Here is an 18,008-nt window from a genome sequence, read left to right on the forward strand (position 1 = left end):
CGGTTGGACTCGAGCCAGGGACCGTGAACAGGTTCGACAGCCTGTTTACGATCGCCGGCTCCTGCATCGCACGCCACCTAAGCGAATACACGTCATCCCGGCGAAGGCTGGGATCCCGTGCCCGTGGAGGCACCGAGTCACTGGATGACTCGCTGCGCCCGCCTCTTCGGCCAGCCTTCGGCCGTTCAATGCCGCAAGACTCGCTTTTGCCCCGCTTGGCCGGCCCTGCGGCCGCCGAAAGCCGCTGGGATGACGTTTCATGTGGAGTACTGCGAGATTATGGGTAGGCCCTGAGGGGAATGGCGATGACAAGAGCCCTCCTCACAGGCCCCTACAGCTTCGGCAAGCGCTGCCGCACGGCGTCGATGCCTTCCCACGGATCGGCATCCAGGCGCGCGGCGCGGCGCAGCGCCTTCTTCATGTCGAAGGCGCCGCCGCCCTTGACCCGGCCCAGTTCCCCCCAGCGCAGCGGCATCGCCACCGGCGCGCCCGCGCGGGCGCGCAGCGACCAGTTGCACACGCTGGTGGCGCCGCGCGCGTTGCGCAGCCAGTCGATGAAGATGCGGCCCTTGCGCTGCGCTTTGCTCGCCGTGGCGACATAGCGCAGCGGGTGCAGCGCCACCATCGCGTCGGCGAACGATTCGCAGAACCGCTTCACCGTGTCCCAGTCCGGGCCGCGCCGGAACGGCACCACCACGTGCAGGCCCTTGCCGCCGCTGGTGCGCACGAAGCTCTGCAGGCCGATCTCGTCGAGCCGCGCGCGGATCTCGCGCGCCGCCGCCACCACCGCCTTCCACGCCACGCCCTCGGCGGGGTCGAGGTCGAACACGATGCGGTCGGGCGCGTCGGGCCTGTCCACCCGCGCTCCCCACGGGTGGAATTCCAGCGTGTTCATCTGCACCAGTTCGAGCAGGCCGCGCAGGTCACGCACGTAGACATAGTCGGCCGTACCGGCGTCCTTTTCCTTCAGCGCCACCGCCCGCACGCTGTCGCCCAGGCTGGCGGCGTGGTGCTTCTGGAAGAAGCACTCGCCGCCGATGCCGCCCGGGCAGCGCAGCAGCGACAGCGGCCGGTCTGCCAGCCCGGGCAGGATCCAGCGCGCCACCGCGGTGTAGTAGGCCGCGACGTCGCCCTTGCGGATGCCGCTGTCGGGATAGACCACGCGTGAGGCGTGGGTAATCGTCACGCCTTCGCCGGCAGCACTGCCGGCGGCCTCCGGTTTCTTCGCCATGTTTCCGGCTCCCGTGTGTCTGGCCGCCGCGGCCCGCTTGCGCGGCGCCGGGCCGGCGTCCTGCAGGTCGAGATCGTCCACGTTCTTGTCCTCGCGCAGGCGCAGGAAGCTGGCCTGGCGCAGCAGGCGGTGGCCGCCCCAGCCGCGGAAAGCCACCTCGGCCACCAGTTGCGGCCGCACCCAGGTGATGCGCCGCGCCGGCAACGGCACGTGCGCGGGAATCTCCACCACCGGCCCGGCCACCGCCAGCTTCTTCAGGCGTGCGGTGAGTTCGCGCAACGCCGCGGCGTCGAAGCCGGTGCCGACGCGCCCCACGTAGCGCAGGCCGCCCCGCTCGCGCTCCGCCATCAACAGCGAGCCGAAGCCCTGCCGCGATCCCTGCGGCGGCGTATAGCCCACGATCGCGAACTCGTCGGAATGCGAGTGCTTGACCTTGACCCAGTCGGGCGTGCGCCGGCCTGCAGCGTAGCCGGCATCGGCGCGCTTGCTCACGATGCCTTCCAGGCCGCGGCGCCCGGCCGCCGCGAACACCTCGGCGCCGTGCCCCTCGACGTGCGTGCTGTAGGCCAGCGCCTCGCCGGCGCCTTCCAGCACCTGTTCGAGCAGCGCCTTGCGCCGGTCCAGCGGAACGCGCGTGAGGTCGACGCCGGCCACCCCGGGCAGGTCGAACAGCACGTAGCGCAGGCGTTGCGTCCGGCCGTCCTTCAGCGCCTGCTGCAGCTCGGCGAAGCTGCTGCCGCCGTGCGCGTCCAGCGCCACCAGCTCGCCGTCCAGCCGCGCGCTGCCTACCGGCAGCGCCTCCAGCGCGGCCGCCACCTGCGGCAGGCGCGCCGTCCAGTCCAGGTCGTTGCGCGAGCGCAGCCGCACCTTGCCGTCGTCGAGATCGGCGAGCAGGCGGTAGCCGTCCCATTTCGTCTCGTGCAGCCATTGCTGGCCGGCGGGCGGGTGCGCGCGCAGCGTGGCCAGTTGCGCGCGGAAGCCGGCCGGCAACGGTTCGTCGCGTGCGCCGGGCAGCGCCAGCGCCCTGGTCCTGATCGCCGCCTCGGCCTTGCTGCGCGCCGGCGCCTTCCGCCGCGTCGGCGCAGCCGGTTTCTTCGCCGGCTTTTCCGCGGCCGGCTTCGCGGATGCGCGTTTCGCGGCCGCGCCGCCGCCCTGTCCGTGCGCGCGCCGCCAGGCCGCGGTGGCCTTGCGCATCGGCGCGTCGAGGAGATCGTCCGCCTCGGCGTCGCGCGCCTCGGCGTCGCTGCGCTTGAGCAGCAGCCACTGGTTCCTGCCGCCCTGCCGGCGCGTGCGCACCAGGGTCCAGCGGCCGCGCAGGCGTTCGCCGTGCAATTCGAAATCCAGCTTGCCGGCGGCGATCGCCGCCAGCGGATCGTCCGTCTCCGGCTGCCAGGTGCCGTGGTCGAAGATGTCGACGTGGCCGGCGCCGTAGTGGCCGGCCGGGATGTCTCCGGCGAAACCGGCATAGGCGATCGGGTGATCCTCGACCTCCACCGCGAGCCGCTGCTCGCCCGGGCGCAGCGACGGCCCCTTCGGCACCGCCCAGCTCTTCAGCGCGCCGTCCACCTCCAACCGGAAGTCGTAGTGGCGCGCGCGGGCATGGTGCAACTGCACCACGAAGATCGGCCGGCGCGCATGCCGCCGCCCGCCCGCGGCCGGCTCCGGCGTCTGGCCGAACTTCCGCTTGCGGGCGTATTCGCGCAGGCTCACGGATCAGCCCGCCGTGCGCCGCCTGCCCGCGGCGGCCTTGCGCGTCGCCTTCCTGGCCGCCTTGGCACCGGCGTCCTTCTTCGCGGCGGTCTTCTTCGCGGCGCCCTTGCCTGCCCCGCCCTTGCCTGCCCCGCTCTTCTTCGCCGCAGTCTTCTTCGCGGCCTTCGCCGGAGTGCGCTTCTTGCCGGCGATGCTCTTCTTCAGCAGCGCCATGAAATCGACCACGTTGGTGGCCGCGTCCTCGGCCACGTGCTCCTCGTCCTCCTCGACCGTGGCGGTGACGCCCTTGCTCTTGAGGCGCTTCTCGATCGCCTTGCGCAGCTTGTCGCGGAACTCGTCGCGGTAGTCGTCCGGCCTCCATTCGCCGGACATCGACTCGATCAGGTCGCTGGCCATCGCCAGCTCGCGCGGGGCGATGCGGTAGCTCGACGCCGGCTTGTCGGGCAGCGCGTAGTCGGAGGCATCCACCAGCTCCTGCGGATAGCGCAGCAGCACCAGCAGCAGCGCCGCACCCTGCGGCACCACCGCGGCGAGGTACTCGCGCGTGCGGATCACCACCTTGGCGATACCGACGCGCCCGGCCTTCGCCAGCGTCTCGCGCAGCAGCACGTAGCCCTTCTCGGCCTTCTTCGCCGGCACCAGGTAGTACGGCTTCTCGTAGTAGCGCGGATCGATCGAGCCGGCCTCGACGAAGGTGTCGATCTCCACCGTCTCGTGCGACTCGCTGGCGGCGCTGCGGATGTCCTCCTCGTCCAGCACCACGTAGCTGCCCTTGGAGTATTCGAACGCCTTGACCACGTCCTTCCACGGCACTTCCTCGCCCGACTCCGCGTTCACCCGCTCGTAGCGGATCGGCGAGTTGTCGCGCTGGTCTAGCATGCGGAAATGCAGGTCGACCCGCCGCTCCGCCGTCATCAGGCGGATCGGCACGTTGAGCAGGCCGAACGACAAGGTGCCGGTCCAGATGGGACGTGCCATGGCGGCGCTCCACGCATGCGGGGTCTCGATGGTAGCCACGCCGCGCGTGCACGGAACGCCAAGGCCGTGTTTCCCGGCCTGCAAAGGCCGCGCGTGACCGGCTTTCGGAATAAAAGGCATGAAGCACTCTCCGAGCGAATCTTCTTGCCGGAAACGGCCGTCGGCTCACATGCATCCTTTTGTAGGGGAAAGCCTATGGCCCATCGCGGGCCTGACCGATTGCGGCACGCCTACGACATCACCATGCTGTATCGAGCTCCGTTCCAAGTGAGAGGAGTCGAGCGCACCCCACGGATACGGCGACGCAGACCGATGGTCAGCGTCTTTCCCGCCTTCTCTTTGCGTTGCGCATGAATGGCACATTGCCACGATGAGGGCCAGGCGCCTTGAGCAAGATGAGCGCCCGGTCCCGTGAACTGTCTTGAAGGAGTTCCCCATGCTTCGAAAACTGATGATGGCTGCCGCCATGGCGGCCTGCTCGATAGCTGCATCCCAGGCCACTGCAACCACAGCCACGGGCGTCAACGGTACGGTGCGTGGCGTCACTTTCTATTACCTGGACGGGGCTGCCGATCCTTATGCCAACCCGCCGGTTTCCTCCCAAGGATTCGAATGGGTACTGGATCACCAGTACGACTCCGACGTCCGGGAAAGACTGGACAACCTACTGGCGGAATACCGGGCCGCGGGGGTGAACTGGATTCGGCTGCTGGTCGCATCCGACAATTTCAGTGCCCCGGACATGGAGCCCGTGCCGAGCGATGCATGGATCAAAAAATTGAACGACTTCCTGGCCATTACGCGAGCAGGCAGCAATGCAGGCCAGTTCCATATAGAAATCGTACTCATGCCGCACCGCTCAAACGGTCTGATTGCGGATATTCCTCCGTATAACCACGACAAGGCGTGGCTAAAAAAGTGGATCGACAATATCAACTACACGAACGTCGGCCAGATCATGTTGGGTGGGGATCTTTCCCCATGTCTGCTCTCCGGTTGCCAAGGATCAAGCGGAGCCGCCGCCATCGCAAACAGCCATGGTGCCTGGATCAGGTCGATCTGGGCCTGGAAAGACGCAAACTATCCAAATCTGAATGCATCTTACGAAGTGATAGGCGTCCAGGACCAAAGCAACAACAACCCGGCCCTGATCTCCATGCTGGCGCATTGGAACGATCTATATACGCCCACCAATCCGACCATGTCGGCTTCTCTATACGTGACCCTAGCTCCTGGGGCGACCTGGCAACAGTACGCGACGGCGTTCACGTCGATTCTTGACAGCTACGCGGCCGCCTCCAACAAGAACCTGCATATTGACGAATATGGATTGGCAAGAGGTACTGGTGCGGACGGCGTCACGAGAACGCTGGCGGATCAGCGAGCCGGGTACCAGGGAATGCTGGGAGCCATGATTTGCTGGCGCCACAAAGACTATTCGAAGTTCGCCTGGGTGGCGAGCCGCGACTATCCGTACGATGTCGGCCCCGGTCGCGCGCGATGGTATGGCCTGGTCGACTCCTTTAACGGAAACGTGCCCGTAATGAGCCCCACCTGGAGCGACATAAAGCTGTATTACACGCTGCAAACTTGCCCCTGACGCGCCCGAGAAGGATGAGGTGGCGCCCCTTCGCCACCTCATCTGTCATGACCAGCATCGGCAGATTGCATCTACGTTGCATTCCTTCGCACCGACCCAATACCCTCGAGCCTTCAAGGCACCGTCCAAGAGCAAGAATTTCCAGCCTCGAAACCAAAACTCCGAAAAATCGAGGGGTCCCAGTTGAAAGCCGCAGGCAACATGTCTAGGACTTGTTTTGGAACGGTTGCGAACACCCTACCAAGAACTAAGATCGCCTCGAATTCGGAGATGAATCTTGGAAAGGCCTGCATCCAGGGTGCGCTATTCTCAATGATATTTGCTGACCACCACGTCTCCGTCTTGGCCACGATTGTCCCTGGATCGCCCAGGCTCGTGCCCGATATCACCTGGCGATTGTTAAATGCCGGACTGCACAGCAGACGCCAGACCGATTGCACATCGACACCTGTATAACTGTGCACGTGTACCAAACTCGCTGCACGCGTACCCACCTGCGTAGGCAAGGCTTACTGGCTGCCGCATTGCGGGAGCAAGGGGCTTACGGAGAAAATGAAGCGGCTTCTCGCTTCTTGAAACGATCGACGTGATCAACCAACAAGAGCGCCTCAGGCCTCAATGGGCCTGCCGCCTCCAATAAGCCCGAGACTTCTACGTCGAAGACCCGTAACGACAGATCCATCACATCTCCCGTCAATGCAGCGTTGAACTTGGCTACGGAAGTCCCAGGGGTTACGCTATCGGAGAGGCGAAGCCCGATCGCCTTGCCGGGACACTGCGGGTCTGTCAATACGGCGCCATGCCGAGAGGCCCCCGATAGACAACGGCTTTGAGGTGAACGCGACCCGGCAGAGGCGACGCCAGATGGGCGTACAGTTCACACACTGTGGTGTCGTAATCTTTTTCCGTGGAACTTGCCCCCCACGCAGCCGGCTATCCCCGTAAGCGATAGCACGGCACTCAACAGCACGTGGCGGCGCAGCTTTAGCATCCGTTGCTCATGCACCAAACAGCGGTTGATACGTCTGCCACCTGATTAACGCGCGCATCGACATCTTTCTGCAGCGCGCCGGGCGCATAGAGATCGTTGGAGATACCCAGGCCTTTGGCCACACCCAATTCCGTCCGATAGGCATTCATTTCCGTGGCATGTTCGGACTTTCGATCCATGGGGTAACCGGTCGCTAGATAGTCAAGCTGGTGCTGCCCTTCATGGGCAACCGCACCGCCACCGAATGCATTCGCGAGTTGTGCGGCACTAACACCCGGATTGTATTGGCGAAACGGCGCGGACAATGTAGCTGCCTGGCGAACATCGATGGTCATCGCGGTTGCCGTTTCCGCCTGAGCAATCACGCTGGTCTTGAGCGCCCCCGCATTAAGCGGGACACCATTATTGTCCCCGGCTTGCCAATGTGTGCCGACACTGCGCTAAGGGCCTTGTATTGGCCCGAACCCTTCTTAAGATTGGCTAAGCCCTTATTCATGGCACCGACAAATTTATCGATCTTGGCGCAGGTGCTCTGATTGGAACTGCCGCAGGCGTAGCGGCCGTCCGGATCCGTATAACGCAAAGGGTTGTTATTGGCATAACCGTACCGTTCCGCACCGTAGAGGTCACCGACTTTCATGGGCTCGGGGTCCACATTGAGAAAGCGGCCGGTGCTGGAATCGTAGAAACGGGCCTGCATATATACGAGGCCCGTATCCGGATCGTTCATGTGTCCGGTATATCCGGGGCCGCTTGAGTGCATTGCCCATCGCTACGCTGCCATAAGGCCGATAGTCAAAGGTTGCAGTGATATTGCCGTTAGCATCTACTTCCGCAAGTGGCGTCCCCTGGGGGATCGGTATAAACGTAGGTTACCGTGCCGGCCTGCACGCGTGCGATGCCGCATAGCAGCACGACTGACCACCAAGACTCCTTCCTCCATCTGAGGCTCCCCGTCGGACGTCACATAGACCCGGAATATTGTGTAAGGAATGTGAATTCCCAGGTTATTTTCCCAAAACGTGCATCATTGTCATCGGTGTGGCACGATGCGGGAAAGCATGACGATCGACGCCAAATGCACGCCAAGCTAGGCGGATAATCGAAGAATAGTCGTCGGACTCACTCAACCAAAGCCGGGCTGCAGCCGATACAAGGCGGCAGGGCTAGGGAGGGGCTATTGTCGCGGACCATGCTGTTGCTGTGCGGCCTGCTGGCCGCACCCGCCGTGTTTGCCCAGGATACGGACAACGCGTCGTTGCGCGAAGAGAACTCGCGCCTGCGGGCGGAAGTGGATGCCCTCCGCCAATCCGTGCAGCGCATGGAGAGCCGGCTCGAAGCCGTGGAGAACCGTCGCCAACCCGCTGCGCAGGATCGTGCGGCACCCACGCCTGCACCCAGGTCGCAAGGCGTCTCGACGGTCACCGCAGTGGGCGCCCCGCCCACGCGGCTGCCCGCACAGAATTCGGTATCGGATCCGGGCGCCGGCGCATCACGCGTCGACAACGCGCCGCCACCGACCGATCCCGATCTGAAAGGTTTCTTCGATGTGCCTGGCACGGAAACCAAGATCCGCATTGGCGGCTACGCCAAGCTCGATGCCATCGCCGACAACCACGGTGCAGGCAACGATACGCAATTCATTCCAGCGCTCTTTCCCGCTGGTGCAGATGATCGCGACCATTCGCACTTCAACATGCACGCGCAGCAGACGCGCTTCACCTTTGAAGCGCGCCGCCCCACGGATTACGGCAGCCTGCGTTTCTACCTGGAGAACGATTTCCTTGGCGGCGACGCCAATAGCTACCAGTTCCACCTGCGCCACGCCTATGGGCAGATCGGCAACACCTATGCCGGCTACGGCTATTCCTCCTTCATGGATGCCGATAGCTTGCCCGATACGCTCGATTTCGCCGGCCCAGGCGGCCAGATGTTCCTGTTGCAGCCGGGCATCCACCAGGCATTTCCGTTCGGCGAAGGCAATAGCCTGACCATCGCCGGCGAGCGCCCGCAAACGGAAATTTCCACCACCGGCGGTATCGCCAACGCGAAGGGCGCCACGCAGGTGCCCGATCTGGTGATCGCGCTGCGCCGTGAACGCGATTGGGGGCACGTGCAAGTCGGCGCGTTGATGCGCCGCCTTGGCTACACCGCCGGCCCCAGCGAATCGCATACCACCGGATGGGGCGTGGCGCTCAGTGGAGCCTGGAGCACGGTGGGCCGGGACCTGCTCATGGCGAGCGCGGTGTACGGCCGCGGCATTGCCCGCTACCTGTCGGATACGAGCGGTTCCGGCCTGGACGCACTGGTGGGGCCCGGCACCGATATCCGCGCACTGAAAGCATGGGGTTGGTACGGCGCCTATACGCACTACTGGTCGGCGCATTGGCGTTCGAACCTGGTGTACGGCGAGGCGCGCGTACCGCGCCGCAAGGGCCTGGAGCAGACCTCGTTCGGACTGAGCGATTACGCCGCCATGAACATGATCTGGAGCCCCGCGCCCACCTGGACGATGGGCGTCGAACTGCTCCACGGCAAGCTCGAACAGCAGGGCGGCAACCGAGCCAACGATACCCGACTGCAGGGTTCGGTCCAGTACAGCTTCATCAAATAAGCGCGGGCCAACCCGCGCCGGAGGATCAGCGCATGGCATCGGACGATAAGAAGATCGGCGTGGTGGCTGCTACGTTCCTGGTGGCGGGCAACATGATGGGCTCGGGCGCTTTCCTGCTCCCCGGCAACCTTGCGAAGCTGGGTTCGGTATCCATGTGGGGCTGGATGGTCACCGCCATCGGATCGCTCCTGCTGGCGTTTGTATTCGCCAAGTTGGGCAAGCTGGCGCCCAAGGAAGGCGGACCTTATGCCTATGCACGCGATGCCTTCGGCCCGTACATGGGCTTCCAGACCAATACGATCTACTGGTTCGCCAACTGGATCGGCAACGTGGCGCTGCCTATCGCGGCGGTGGGTTACTTCAGTTATTTCATTCCCGCGCTGGCGCAACCCTGGACCCGCACCCTGGTCGTGGTTGCCGTGATCTGGGTGTTCACCTTCGCCAACATCGCCGGTGCCAGCGTGGTGACGCGGATCCAGTCGGTGACCACCTCTTTCGCGCTCATTCCGCTGTTCGGCGTGGCGTTGCTCGGCTGGATCTGGTTCAAGTCGGATCTGTTCAACGCCGCGTACAACGTGTCGGGCAAATCGGATTTCCAGGCGATATCGAGCTCCGCGTCACTCACCCTCTGGGCTTTCATTGGCGTCGAGTCGGCGTCGGTCTCGGCGGGTGTCGTGCGCAACCCCGAGAAGAACGTGCCGATCGCGACCCTGGCGGGCGTGGCATTGGCGGCCGTCGTCTACATCGCCAGTTCCGCGGTGATCATGGGCATGGTGCCGAATGATCAATTGCAGATCGCCGACGCGCCGTTCGCGCTCGCGGCGCAGGTGGCGGTGGGTCATATCGGCGGCGGCATCGTCAGCGTCTGCGCGACGCTGGGCGCCGCCGGGTCGCTCGGTGGCTGGATCCTGCTCACCGCGCTTTCCGCCAAGGCGGCAGGCGATGATGGACTGTTTCCCGCCATCTTCAGCCGCACGAACAAGGATGGCACGCCGGTGAAGGGGCTGCTGATCGTGGGCGCGTTGATGTCGCTGGTCGTCCTGGCGACAGGTACCTCGCCTTCCGCATCGGCGCAGTTTGGCCTGATCACGTCTGCAGCGGTCGTACTCACCCTGCTGCCCTACATCTACTCCTGCGTGGCCTGCTATTTCGTCGTGGAACAGGGGCACAGCACCACCCATGTCGGCTTCTACTGGGTGCTGACCAGCGTGGTGGTCGTGTACTGCCTGTGGGCCATCTTCGGCACGGAAGGGCAACTGGTCACGTGGGCCTTCCTGTTCATGCTGTTCATCACCGTGTTCTACCCGTTCTTCAGCGAGGAGCGCCGCAAGAAGACGCTCTCCGGAAAGATCGCCTCGTCGAATGTCAGGAGCTGAGCCATGTATTTCAACGCACTGGATTACCCGATCGTCATCATCGATGACGACTTCGATTCGCCGCGGATCAACGGGATACTTGTTCGCGCACTGGCCGAGGAGATCGCCACGCACAATCAGCGGGTGCTCACGGGCCTGAACATGGCCGATGCGCACGCGGCCGGTCGAACCTACACGGCCGCGTCCGCCGTACTCGTGTCGATCGACGGTACGGAAGAGGGCCCCAGCCAGTTCGAGGACCTGTTCCAGTTCCTCGACGAACAGGAATCCCGCCGCGGTGACCTGCCCGTGTTCCTCTACGGCGAACGGCGCACCATCGAGCAGATTCCGACGAAGCTGCTTACCCGGGTACATGGTTTCATCTACCTTTACGAAGACACCAAGGCCTTCATCGCACGCCAGGTCATGCGCGCGGCGGATGATTACATGGAGCGCCTGCTGCCACCGTTCTTCAAGGGCCTGCTGATCCATTCCGCGCGCTCCAACTACAGCTGGCACACGCCAGGACACGCCGGCGGCATCGCCTTCACCAAATCCGCCGTCGGCCGTGCGCTGCACCAGTTCTTTGGCGAAAACACGCTGCGCAGCGACCTGTCCATTTCCGTGCCGGAACTGGGCTCGTTGCTGGACCACACCGGGCCCATCGCCGATGCGGAGAAGGAGGCAGCCAAGAACTTCGGCGCGGACCACACCTACTTCGTCACCAACGGCACTTCCACCTCCAACAAGATTGTCTGGCACGGCGTCGTGGCGCGCGGTGATGTGGTGTTCGTCGACCGCAACTGCCATAAATCGCTGCTGCATTCGATCATCATGACCGGGGCCGTCCCCGTATGGTTCCGGCCCACCCGCAACGCTCACGGGATCATCGGGCCGATCACGCTGGATCAGTTCGATCCGGAGGATATGGCGGCCAAGGTCGCCGCGCACCCGTTGGCCAGCCACGCCCGCATGGATGGGCCACGGGCACGCATCGCCACGGTCACCAACTCCACCTACGACGGCCTTTGCTATAACGCCGAATCGATCGCCGAACGCATCGGATCCGCCGTGGATTACCTGCATTTTGACGAGGCCTGGTATGGCTACGCGGCATTCCATGAGCTATATGCGGACCACTATGCGATGGGCAAGGGCAAGGAGCGCACGCAGGATGCGGTGATGTTCGCCACCCAGTCCACGCACAAGCTGCTTGCAGCGTTCTCGCAAGCCTCGATGATCCATGCGCGCGACGGTCGAGAACGTGCGCTGGATGCGGAGCGCTTCAACGAGGCGTTCATGATGCACACCTCCACGTCACCGCATTACGGCATCATCGCCTCGTGCGATATCGCGTCAAAGATGATGGAGGGGCCGGCAGGCCGCTCACTGGTGCAGGAAACACACGACGAGGCCATCGCCTTCCGGCGCGCCATGCTGCATATCGAGCGTGGCCTGTCGCGTGATGAGTGGTGGTTCCAGGTATGGCAGCCCGATGCGTTGCGCAAACGGCTGGAGCAGAGGCTCGACACCATCGGGCCCGTCGCTACGAAGCAGGCGGACTGGCATCTCGAGCCATCCGACGCCTGGCACGGCTTCGGCAAGCTGCCCGCCGATTACGTAATGATCGACCCGATCAAGGTCACGGTGCTTACGCCCGGTTTGAGCCTGGATGGGAAATCGGCCGATACCGGCGGCATTCCTGCTGCGGTGGTCACCAAGTTCCTCTGGGAGCGCGGCATCACGGTGGAGAAGACCAACCTCTACTCTTTCCTCTGCCTGTTCTCCATCGGCGTGACCAAGGGCAAATGGAGCACGCTGGCGACGGAACTGCTTTCGTTCAAGACCCTCTACGACCGCAACGAGCCGCTGCGCAACGCGTTGCCTTCGCTGGTCGATGCCTTCCCGGATGCGTACGAGGACGCTGGCCTGCGTGACCTTTGCGACGCCTTGCATACGTTCAATGTAGAGCACGAGGTGGCGCGGGTAATGAGCGAAATGTACGTGGAACTCCCCGAGCCGGTCATGACGCCGGCCGAAGCATACGACTGCCTCGTGCAGGGCAAGGTCGAGCGGGTGGGCATCGATGACCTCGAAGGGCGCATCGCGGCCACCATGATCGTGCCGTATCCGCCGGGCATCCCTACGATCATGCCCGGCGAGAAGTACGGCGGCGCCAACAAGGCCATCCTGGAGTCGCTGACCCTGGCGCGGGAGCAGAACCAGCATTTCCCCGGGTTCGAATCCGATGTGCACGGGTTGCTGATCGAGGTTGATTCAACGGGAAGCAGGAATTACGTCGTTGAAGTCTTGACCTCGATCGATCAAGACAGCCATTGAGAACGCGTGCGCTCGCCCCGCACGGATTGCAACCTTGCCAGGGACCGGCGATCGGCGAAGGCAAGCCTTCCTCCACGAAGCGCCAAGGAGGCCATGATCTTGCTCGTCATCCCAGCGAAGGCTGGGATCCGGCGCCTGCGGGTCATCGAGCGCAAGGGCATTGGATGACCAGTCCTTCGGCTATTGAAACGCCTCCTGTTTTCCCAGGAATGACGAGCAGGAGGCCGATTAATCGGACCTTCCCTAACGACTGGAGTTACCCGGTTCCGGGGACCGTCGGAACCTGATTCCCAAACGGAGGATCGGCTTGGGTTGTCGGCGTTCCGACATCAGTCGCAAGCAGTGCGAGCAAGTGAAGCCGCTGCTGGAAGAACACGGACACGACCGTTCAGAAGGGGTATGACGCGGGCAAGAAGGCGTCGGGAATCAGGCGACGCATCGCGGTGAGGGATTGGACTCCGAACCACTGCGTTACTCAAAAACAGTGGGCGTCGCTTCTATCTTGACAGTTTAAATTTCCGCAAGTCCCTATCTTGGAGAAGACAAAAGAAAACCGCACCCCAATTCTTACAAATTGGGGCGCGGCTTTATACGACACAACTCATTGATTCAGTAGATCAAAGTCTCGCACGACGACCCTCTCGACCTGGCAATCTAAAGTTCACCAAGGTCAGAACGGAATGTCGTCGTCGTCGAAGCTGTTGTTCTCGACCGGCGGCGCGGATTGCCGCGGGGCCTGGTTGCCGTAGTCGTTGCCGCCGCGCGACTGCTGGCCGCCGCCGTAGCCGCCGCCCTGCTGGCGCTGGCCGCCCTGCGGGCGCTCGCGCTGCTGGTAGCCGCCGCCACCGCCGCCGCCTTCACCGCCACCCATGCCGCCGAGCATCTGCATGTCGCTGGCGATGATGTCGGTGGAGTACTTCTCCACGCCGTTCTTGTCGGTGTACTTGTCGGTGCGCAGCGAGCCTTCGATGTAGACCTGGCGGCCCTTCTTCAGGTACTCGCCGGCGATCTCGGCCAGCTTGCCGAACAGCTTCACGCGGTGCCATTCCGTGCGCTCCTGACGCTCGCCGCTCTGCTTGTCGGTCCACTGCTCGGAAGTGGCGACGCTGAGGCTCGTGACGGCGGTGCCGCCGGCGGTGTAGCGGGTCTCCGGGTCGTTGCCCAGGTTGCCGACGATGATGACCTTGTTGATGCCGCGTGCCATGGATGGATTTCCTCTTGGAGCCGGCCGTACGTCTAGGGGCAGTTACGGCCGGAGTGGTGGGATGGACGGGCTATCATAACCGGGCCGCGGCCGGCGTGGCGTCAGTGCCGGCCGGAATCGCGGCCGGCCCCGCCCGACGGCGGTGGCCGGCCCTGGAGCCCCATCCAGCCAGGAAACCGGCACCCGGACCTGACTTGGCATCCGGCCGGCGCGGGCCGCGCCAGCTACCCGGGCTTCGCGGCCGGGCGCTCGATGCCGTGGGTTCATCGGTCCCGGCGGCGGCGCGATGGCCCGTGCCGATTCATCGATCCGCTCCCAGGGACTCCGAAGGCGCCGACGCTGCCGCGAGCCGGAGTCTGGGCAGGCCCATTGCCACCAGGGCGAGCACCACGGCCGACGCGGCCCAGGCGCAGGCGAAGGCCGCGCCGAAACCGAGTTTCTGGCCGAGCCCGCCGATCGCGCCTGCGGCCACCGCGTTGCCGAGGCTTTCGCAGCACTGCATGGCGGTGTAGTCGGTGCCCGGACGCTCGGGCGAGGCCCAGTTCATGAACAGCGCCCAGATCGCCACGTACATCGCGCCCTCGAACAGCGACTGCACGGCGAATGCGCCGTAGCAGAACGCCATGCCGAAGCTGCCCATCGCATGCAGCGTCCAGGCGGTTCCCAGCATCACCCCGGCCATCGCCATGCTGACCAGCACCGCGCGGCGGTTGCCCAGCCGGCGCACCAGGGGCACGCCGAGCACCGCGCCGCCGACCGCGGTGGCGACCAGGTTGCTCATCTGCAGGCTGCCGACCTGGGCGAGATCGAAGCCGCGGTCGAGCAGCCAGGGCTTGGCCAGCGTCGCCACGGCGGTGCTGGAGAACTTGAAGACCAGGGCGATCAGCAGGGCCCAGCCAAGGTCGGCGTGCCGCCGCAGGTCGCGCAGGCGCACGCGGGCCGGGGCTTCCGTGGCGACGCCCGCCGCGCGCCCGGCACCGAGCCAGCGCCGCTCCCATGCCAGCGGCAGGTAGAGCAGGAACATCAGCACGGCCAGCAGCAGCATCGCGCCGCCCCAGCCGATGCGCGCATGCAACAGCAGCAGGCCGCCGCCTCCCACCAGCATGCCTGCGATGAAGCCGGCCACCTGGATCGCGTTGGCGGCGCCGGCGCTGCGTCCCTGCAGGCGCACCACGGCATAGGCGTTGGTCACGATGTCCTGCGTCGCGCACAGGGCGTTCAGCACGACGGCGCCCGCCAGCGTGCCGTACAGGTGCGTCGACGGCGGAAACGGCACCAGCGCGAGGCAGGCCAGCACGACCAGGGCCTGGGTGCCGAACACGATGCGCGCCATGCCCCAGCGGGCGCAGGCGTTGTCCACCGCGCCCGCCCACAGGAATTTCAACGCCCACGGCAGGAAGGCGAAGCCGGTCAGCCCCACGGCAGCCACGCTGTGGCCGCCGTAGCGGATCAGGGTGCCGAGCGCATCGTAGGCGAGCCCCATCGGCAGGCCCTGGGCGAAATACATCAGCGCCAGAGCTGCGTACTCGCTTCCGTGCACGCGCCGCGCGCCCGCGCCGGCGAACCCGGCCCCGGCAGCCGTCCGTCCGAGGTCCATCAGAAATCCATGCCGAGGCGCATGCCGACGGTGCGCGGGTTGCCGGCAACCACGTAGCTGTCGGACAGGGCGCGCGTGTAGTAGTGCGCGTTGGCGAGGTTCTTGCCGTACAGCCCGACGGTCCAGCGCCGCAACTGCCAGGTGACGTGCGCGTCGAGCAGGTTGTAGGCGCCGTTGACCACGCTGCTGTTCGGGTACAGGTTGGCGCTGCCCTGGCGCGTCAGCGACAGCCCGAGGTCCCACGCGGCCGCGGGCTGCCACGAGGCGGACACGCCGTAGCTGTGGCGCGGCGTGCTGGCGAACTGCTTGCCGGCATAGTCGACGCCGCCCTTTACGTAGCGGTCGTACTCGGCATTGACGTAGCCGGCGAAAGCGCCGAGCTCGAGCCCGCGCCGCGGCCGCCACATCGCCGACAGTTCCGCGCCGCGGCTGTGCGAGCGGCCGGCATTGGTGGTCATGCTCTGGCCGTTGCCGTCGATGATCACCACCTGCTGGTCGCGCAGGCGGGTGTTGAACACGTTCGCCGACAACTCCCAGGAGCCGTCCGCGCCGCGCAGGCGGTAGCCCAGCTCGGCGTGGTTGCCGTACTCGGGGCGGTACGGTTCGCCGGCCGCCGCCGAGGCGGTGGCATAGGTATTGAAGCCGGACGCCTTGTAGCCGCGCGCCAGCGTGAGCCAGCCGAAGTGATGGGCATCGGGCTGGTATTCCAGCGCGATGCGCGGCAGCGCGACGTTGTCGCTGGTGCGCACGCCGTGCAGGCGCTCGGTGCCGTCGAAGGGCGTCTCCGGCATGCCGTCGCCATCGCCGTCGAACAGGCCGGCCTGGCGGCTGCTCCAGTCCATCCGGCGGCGGTCGTGCTCCAGCCGCAGCGCACCGGCCAGGCGCCAGCCGGGCGCGAAATGCCAGCCCAGTTCGCCGAACGCGGCGGCGGTGCCGCCGTTGATGCCGGCCTGCGTATCGCTGAGGTAGTACGGACGGCTGTCGAACAGGTAGGGCGCTTCGCGCTTGACGTGCGAGCCGAAGGCGCCGAGCAGCCAGTCGATCCGGTCGCCCTGCCCGGTCAGGCGCGCTTCGGCGCTGAACTGGCGGGTGCTCATGTCGAAGCCGCTGCGCGCGCCGAAGATCGATCGCGGCAGCCAGTAGTTCCAGCTCGTGCGGTTGCCGCCGAAGGTCACCGCCAGCTTGGTGCCCGCGCCGAACTCGCGGTCGTATTCGCCCGACAGCAAGGTGTATTGCGCGTTGTCCTTGCCGGGGTCGCCGGCGTCCGATTCGTGCTTGCGGGCCAGTGCCGGCGTGGCGAAGAAATCGTTGCCGCCGCGCATGCGCACGTGGTGCAGGCCGATGCGCCATTCGCCGCCGGCCGCATCGCGATGCAGCAGCTTGATGCGCGCGAAGCGGTTGTTCCAGCCCGTGGTGTCGTCGCGGTGCAACGCGGTGTTGTCCACGTAGCCGTCGGCGTCCTCGCCGCCCGCCGCCAGCCGCACTGAGGTCGAGGCGGACAGCGGCACGTCGCCGGCCAGCAACAGGCGCCGGCGCCGCCCGGTGCCGTACTCTACCTGCGCGCTGCCGGCGGGCGCGCTGCCCGGGTCACGCGAGCGCAGCGCGATCAGGCCACCCATGCTGTTCTGCCCGTACAGCGTGCTCTGCGGGCCGCGCAGCACTTCGACCTGCTCCAGGTCGAACAGTTGGCCCAGCACCAGACCGTACATGGGCACGCCGTCGATCAGCACGCTGGTGCTCATGCTGTCCGATTCGTCGTCGGAAAACCCAAGGCCGCGGATGGTGATCGACGGGTTGGCCCGTGTGAAGCTGGTCTGGTAGACGTTCGGCAGGCGCTCGGCGATGTCGCCGAGGGTGTCGAGGTGGCGCGCCTCCAGCGACGTGCCCTCCATCACGGAGACGCCGGCCGCGGTGTTGAACGTGGTGCGGCCCTGCTTGCTCGCGGTCACCGTGACCGTCGGCAGCGTGGTCGAGGCGTCGGCACGGGCGGAAGCCTGGGTTTCACGGGAACTGGTTCCGGGGGAGCCGTACGCGTCCTGGGCGTGGGAGGGGAACGAGGCGCCAAGCGGGGGAAGGCCGAGACAGAGGCAGAGCGCGAGCCGCGAACGGGCAGGAACCATCATGGGGTGAAAGCCGACAGGTGGGGAATCCCCGAGATGATGACGATTCCCGTTTGGAGCGCCTGCCCGCATCGGGTCGGCCTTCACCCGCAGCGGGATTTTCTTCGTGTTCCATGACGCCGTGCGCAACCGGAATGCGCGCGCTGCATGGCACACGCATGGGCAGGGCGCCGATTTGCCATCCTGGCTCGCCGGGTTGCGCATGCAGGGTTGTAGATGCGAATAATTCTCATTAGGATGACCCGCATCCCTGCCAATGCCACAGCCT

11 protein-coding genes are annotated in these 18,008 nt (G+C 65.3%); 4 read left to right on the top strand and 7 right to left on the bottom strand.

The window, feature by feature from the left end; all coding sequences use genetic code 11:
• Positions 1-331: 331 nt before the first annotated feature.
• Positions 332-2,941 carry a DNA ligase D gene (gene ligD, locus ASG87_RS18445; protein ID WP_056008685.1) on the bottom strand — a complete coding sequence of 870 codons (2,610 nt, stop codon included), beginning with the start codon at positions 2,939-2,941 and terminating at the stop codon, positions 332-334.
• Between the two features lie 3 nt (positions 2,942-2,944).
• Positions 2,945-3,919 carry a Ku protein gene (locus ASG87_RS18450; RefSeq protein WP_056008687.1) on the bottom strand — a complete coding sequence of 325 codons (975 nt, stop codon included), beginning with the start codon at positions 3,917-3,919 and terminating at the stop codon, positions 2,945-2,947.
• A gap of 436 nt (positions 3,920-4,355) precedes the next feature.
• Between ASG87_RS18450 and ASG87_RS20335 the strand changes: the two genes are divergently transcribed.
• On the top strand, positions 4,356-5,519 hold the full coding sequence (locus ASG87_RS20335; RefSeq protein WP_157511154.1) for a hypothetical protein: 1,164 nt from the start codon (positions 4,356-4,358) through the stop codon (positions 5,517-5,519).
• A 984-nt stretch (positions 5,520-6,503) separates the two neighbouring features.
• Here the strand turns inward: ASG87_RS20335 and ASG87_RS20340 are convergent.
• Complete coding sequence (locus ASG87_RS20340) at positions 6,504-6,845, bottom strand: hypothetical protein (RefSeq protein ID WP_157511155.1); 342 nt, start codon at positions 6,843-6,845, stop codon at positions 6,504-6,506.
• Positions 6,846-6,871: 26 nt separating this feature from the next.
• Entirely contained in the window at positions 6,872-7,273 is a 402-nt protein-coding gene (locus ASG87_RS19675; protein WP_082583071.1) for an RHS repeat-associated core domain-containing protein, read from the bottom strand.
• A gap of 417 nt (positions 7,274-7,690) precedes the next feature.
• Between ASG87_RS19675 and ASG87_RS18460 the strand changes: the two genes are divergently transcribed.
• From ASG87_RS18460 to ASG87_RS18470, 3 genes are read left to right on the top strand one after another with little or no spacing between them, the layout of a single operon-like run.
• Entirely contained in the window at positions 7,691-9,124 is a 1,434-nt protein-coding gene (locus ASG87_RS18460; protein ID WP_157511156.1) for a DcaP family trimeric outer membrane transporter, read from the top strand.
• A 32-nt stretch (positions 9,125-9,156) separates the two neighbouring features.
• A complete protein-coding gene (gene adiC / locus ASG87_RS18465) occupies positions 9,157-10,500 on the top strand; it encodes an arginine/agmatine antiporter (RefSeq protein WP_056008695.1) in 1,344 nt (447 codons plus the stop codon).
• 3 nt (positions 10,501-10,503) lie between these two features.
• The gene (locus ASG87_RS18470) at positions 10,504-12,819 is read left to right on the top strand and encodes an Orn/Lys/Arg decarboxylase N-terminal domain-containing protein (RefSeq protein ID WP_056008698.1); all 2,316 of its coding nucleotides are present in this window, start codon (positions 10,504-10,506) and stop codon (positions 12,817-12,819) included.
• Positions 12,820-13,489: 670 nt separating this feature from the next.
• Here ASG87_RS18470 and ssb read toward each other — a convergent pair.
• From ssb to ASG87_RS18485, 3 genes are all read right to left on the bottom strand, one after another.
• Positions 13,490-14,023, bottom strand: a complete 534-nt coding sequence (gene ssb, locus ASG87_RS18475; protein ID WP_056008701.1) for a single-stranded DNA-binding protein — start codon at positions 14,021-14,023, stop codon at positions 13,490-13,492.
• 301 nt (positions 14,024-14,324) lie between these two features.
• Positions 14,325-15,620, bottom strand: coding sequence for an MFS transporter (locus ASG87_RS18480; RefSeq protein WP_056008704.1), 1,296 nt, complete (start codon positions 15,618-15,620; stop codon positions 14,325-14,327).
• Positions 15,620-17,569: a TonB-dependent receptor gene (locus tag ASG87_RS18485; protein ID WP_056008707.1), complete on the bottom strand. Its 1,950-nt coding sequence runs from the start codon at positions 17,567-17,569 to the stop codon at positions 15,620-15,622. The genes ASG87_RS18480 and ASG87_RS18485 overlap by 1 nt, the downstream gene beginning before the upstream one ends.
• Between the last annotated feature and the right edge of the window lie 439 nt (positions 17,570-18,008).

Origin of the sequence: Frateuria sp. Soil773, from assembly GCF_001428405.1 — a bacterium.
Classification (GTDB): domain Bacteria; phylum Pseudomonadota; class Gammaproteobacteria; order Xanthomonadales; family Rhodanobacteraceae; genus LMSL01.

Bases quoted from the DNA above. Each gene is read 5' to 3' on its own strand.
- ssb (WP_056008701.1), bottom strand. From the start codon at position 14,023: ATGGCACGCGGCATCAACAAGGTCATCATCGTCGGCAACCTGGGCAAC.
- adiC (WP_056008695.1), top strand. From the start codon at position 9,157: ATGGCATCGGACGATAAGAAGATCGGCGTGGTGGCTGCTACGTTCCTG.
- ASG87_RS18480 (WP_056008704.1), bottom strand. From the start codon at position 15,620: ATGGACCTCGGACGGACGGCTGCCGGGGCCGGGTTCGCCGGCGCGGGC.
- ASG87_RS18450 (WP_056008687.1), bottom strand. From the start codon at position 3,919: ATGGCACGTCCCATCTGGACCGGCACCTTGTCGTTCGGCCTGCTCAAC.
- ASG87_RS20340 (WP_157511155.1), bottom strand. From the start codon at position 6,845: ATGACCATCGATGTTCGCCAGGCAGCTACATTGTCCGCGCCGTTTCGC.
- ASG87_RS20335 (WP_157511154.1), top strand. From the start codon at position 4,356: ATGCTTCGAAAACTGATGATGGCTGCCGCCATGGCGGCCTGCTCGATA.
- ASG87_RS18470 (WP_056008698.1), top strand. From the start codon at position 10,504: ATGTATTTCAACGCACTGGATTACCCGATCGTCATCATCGATGACGAC.
- ASG87_RS19675 (WP_082583071.1), bottom strand. From the start codon at position 7,273: ATGCACTCAAGCGGCCCCGGATATACCGGACACATGAACGATCCGGAT.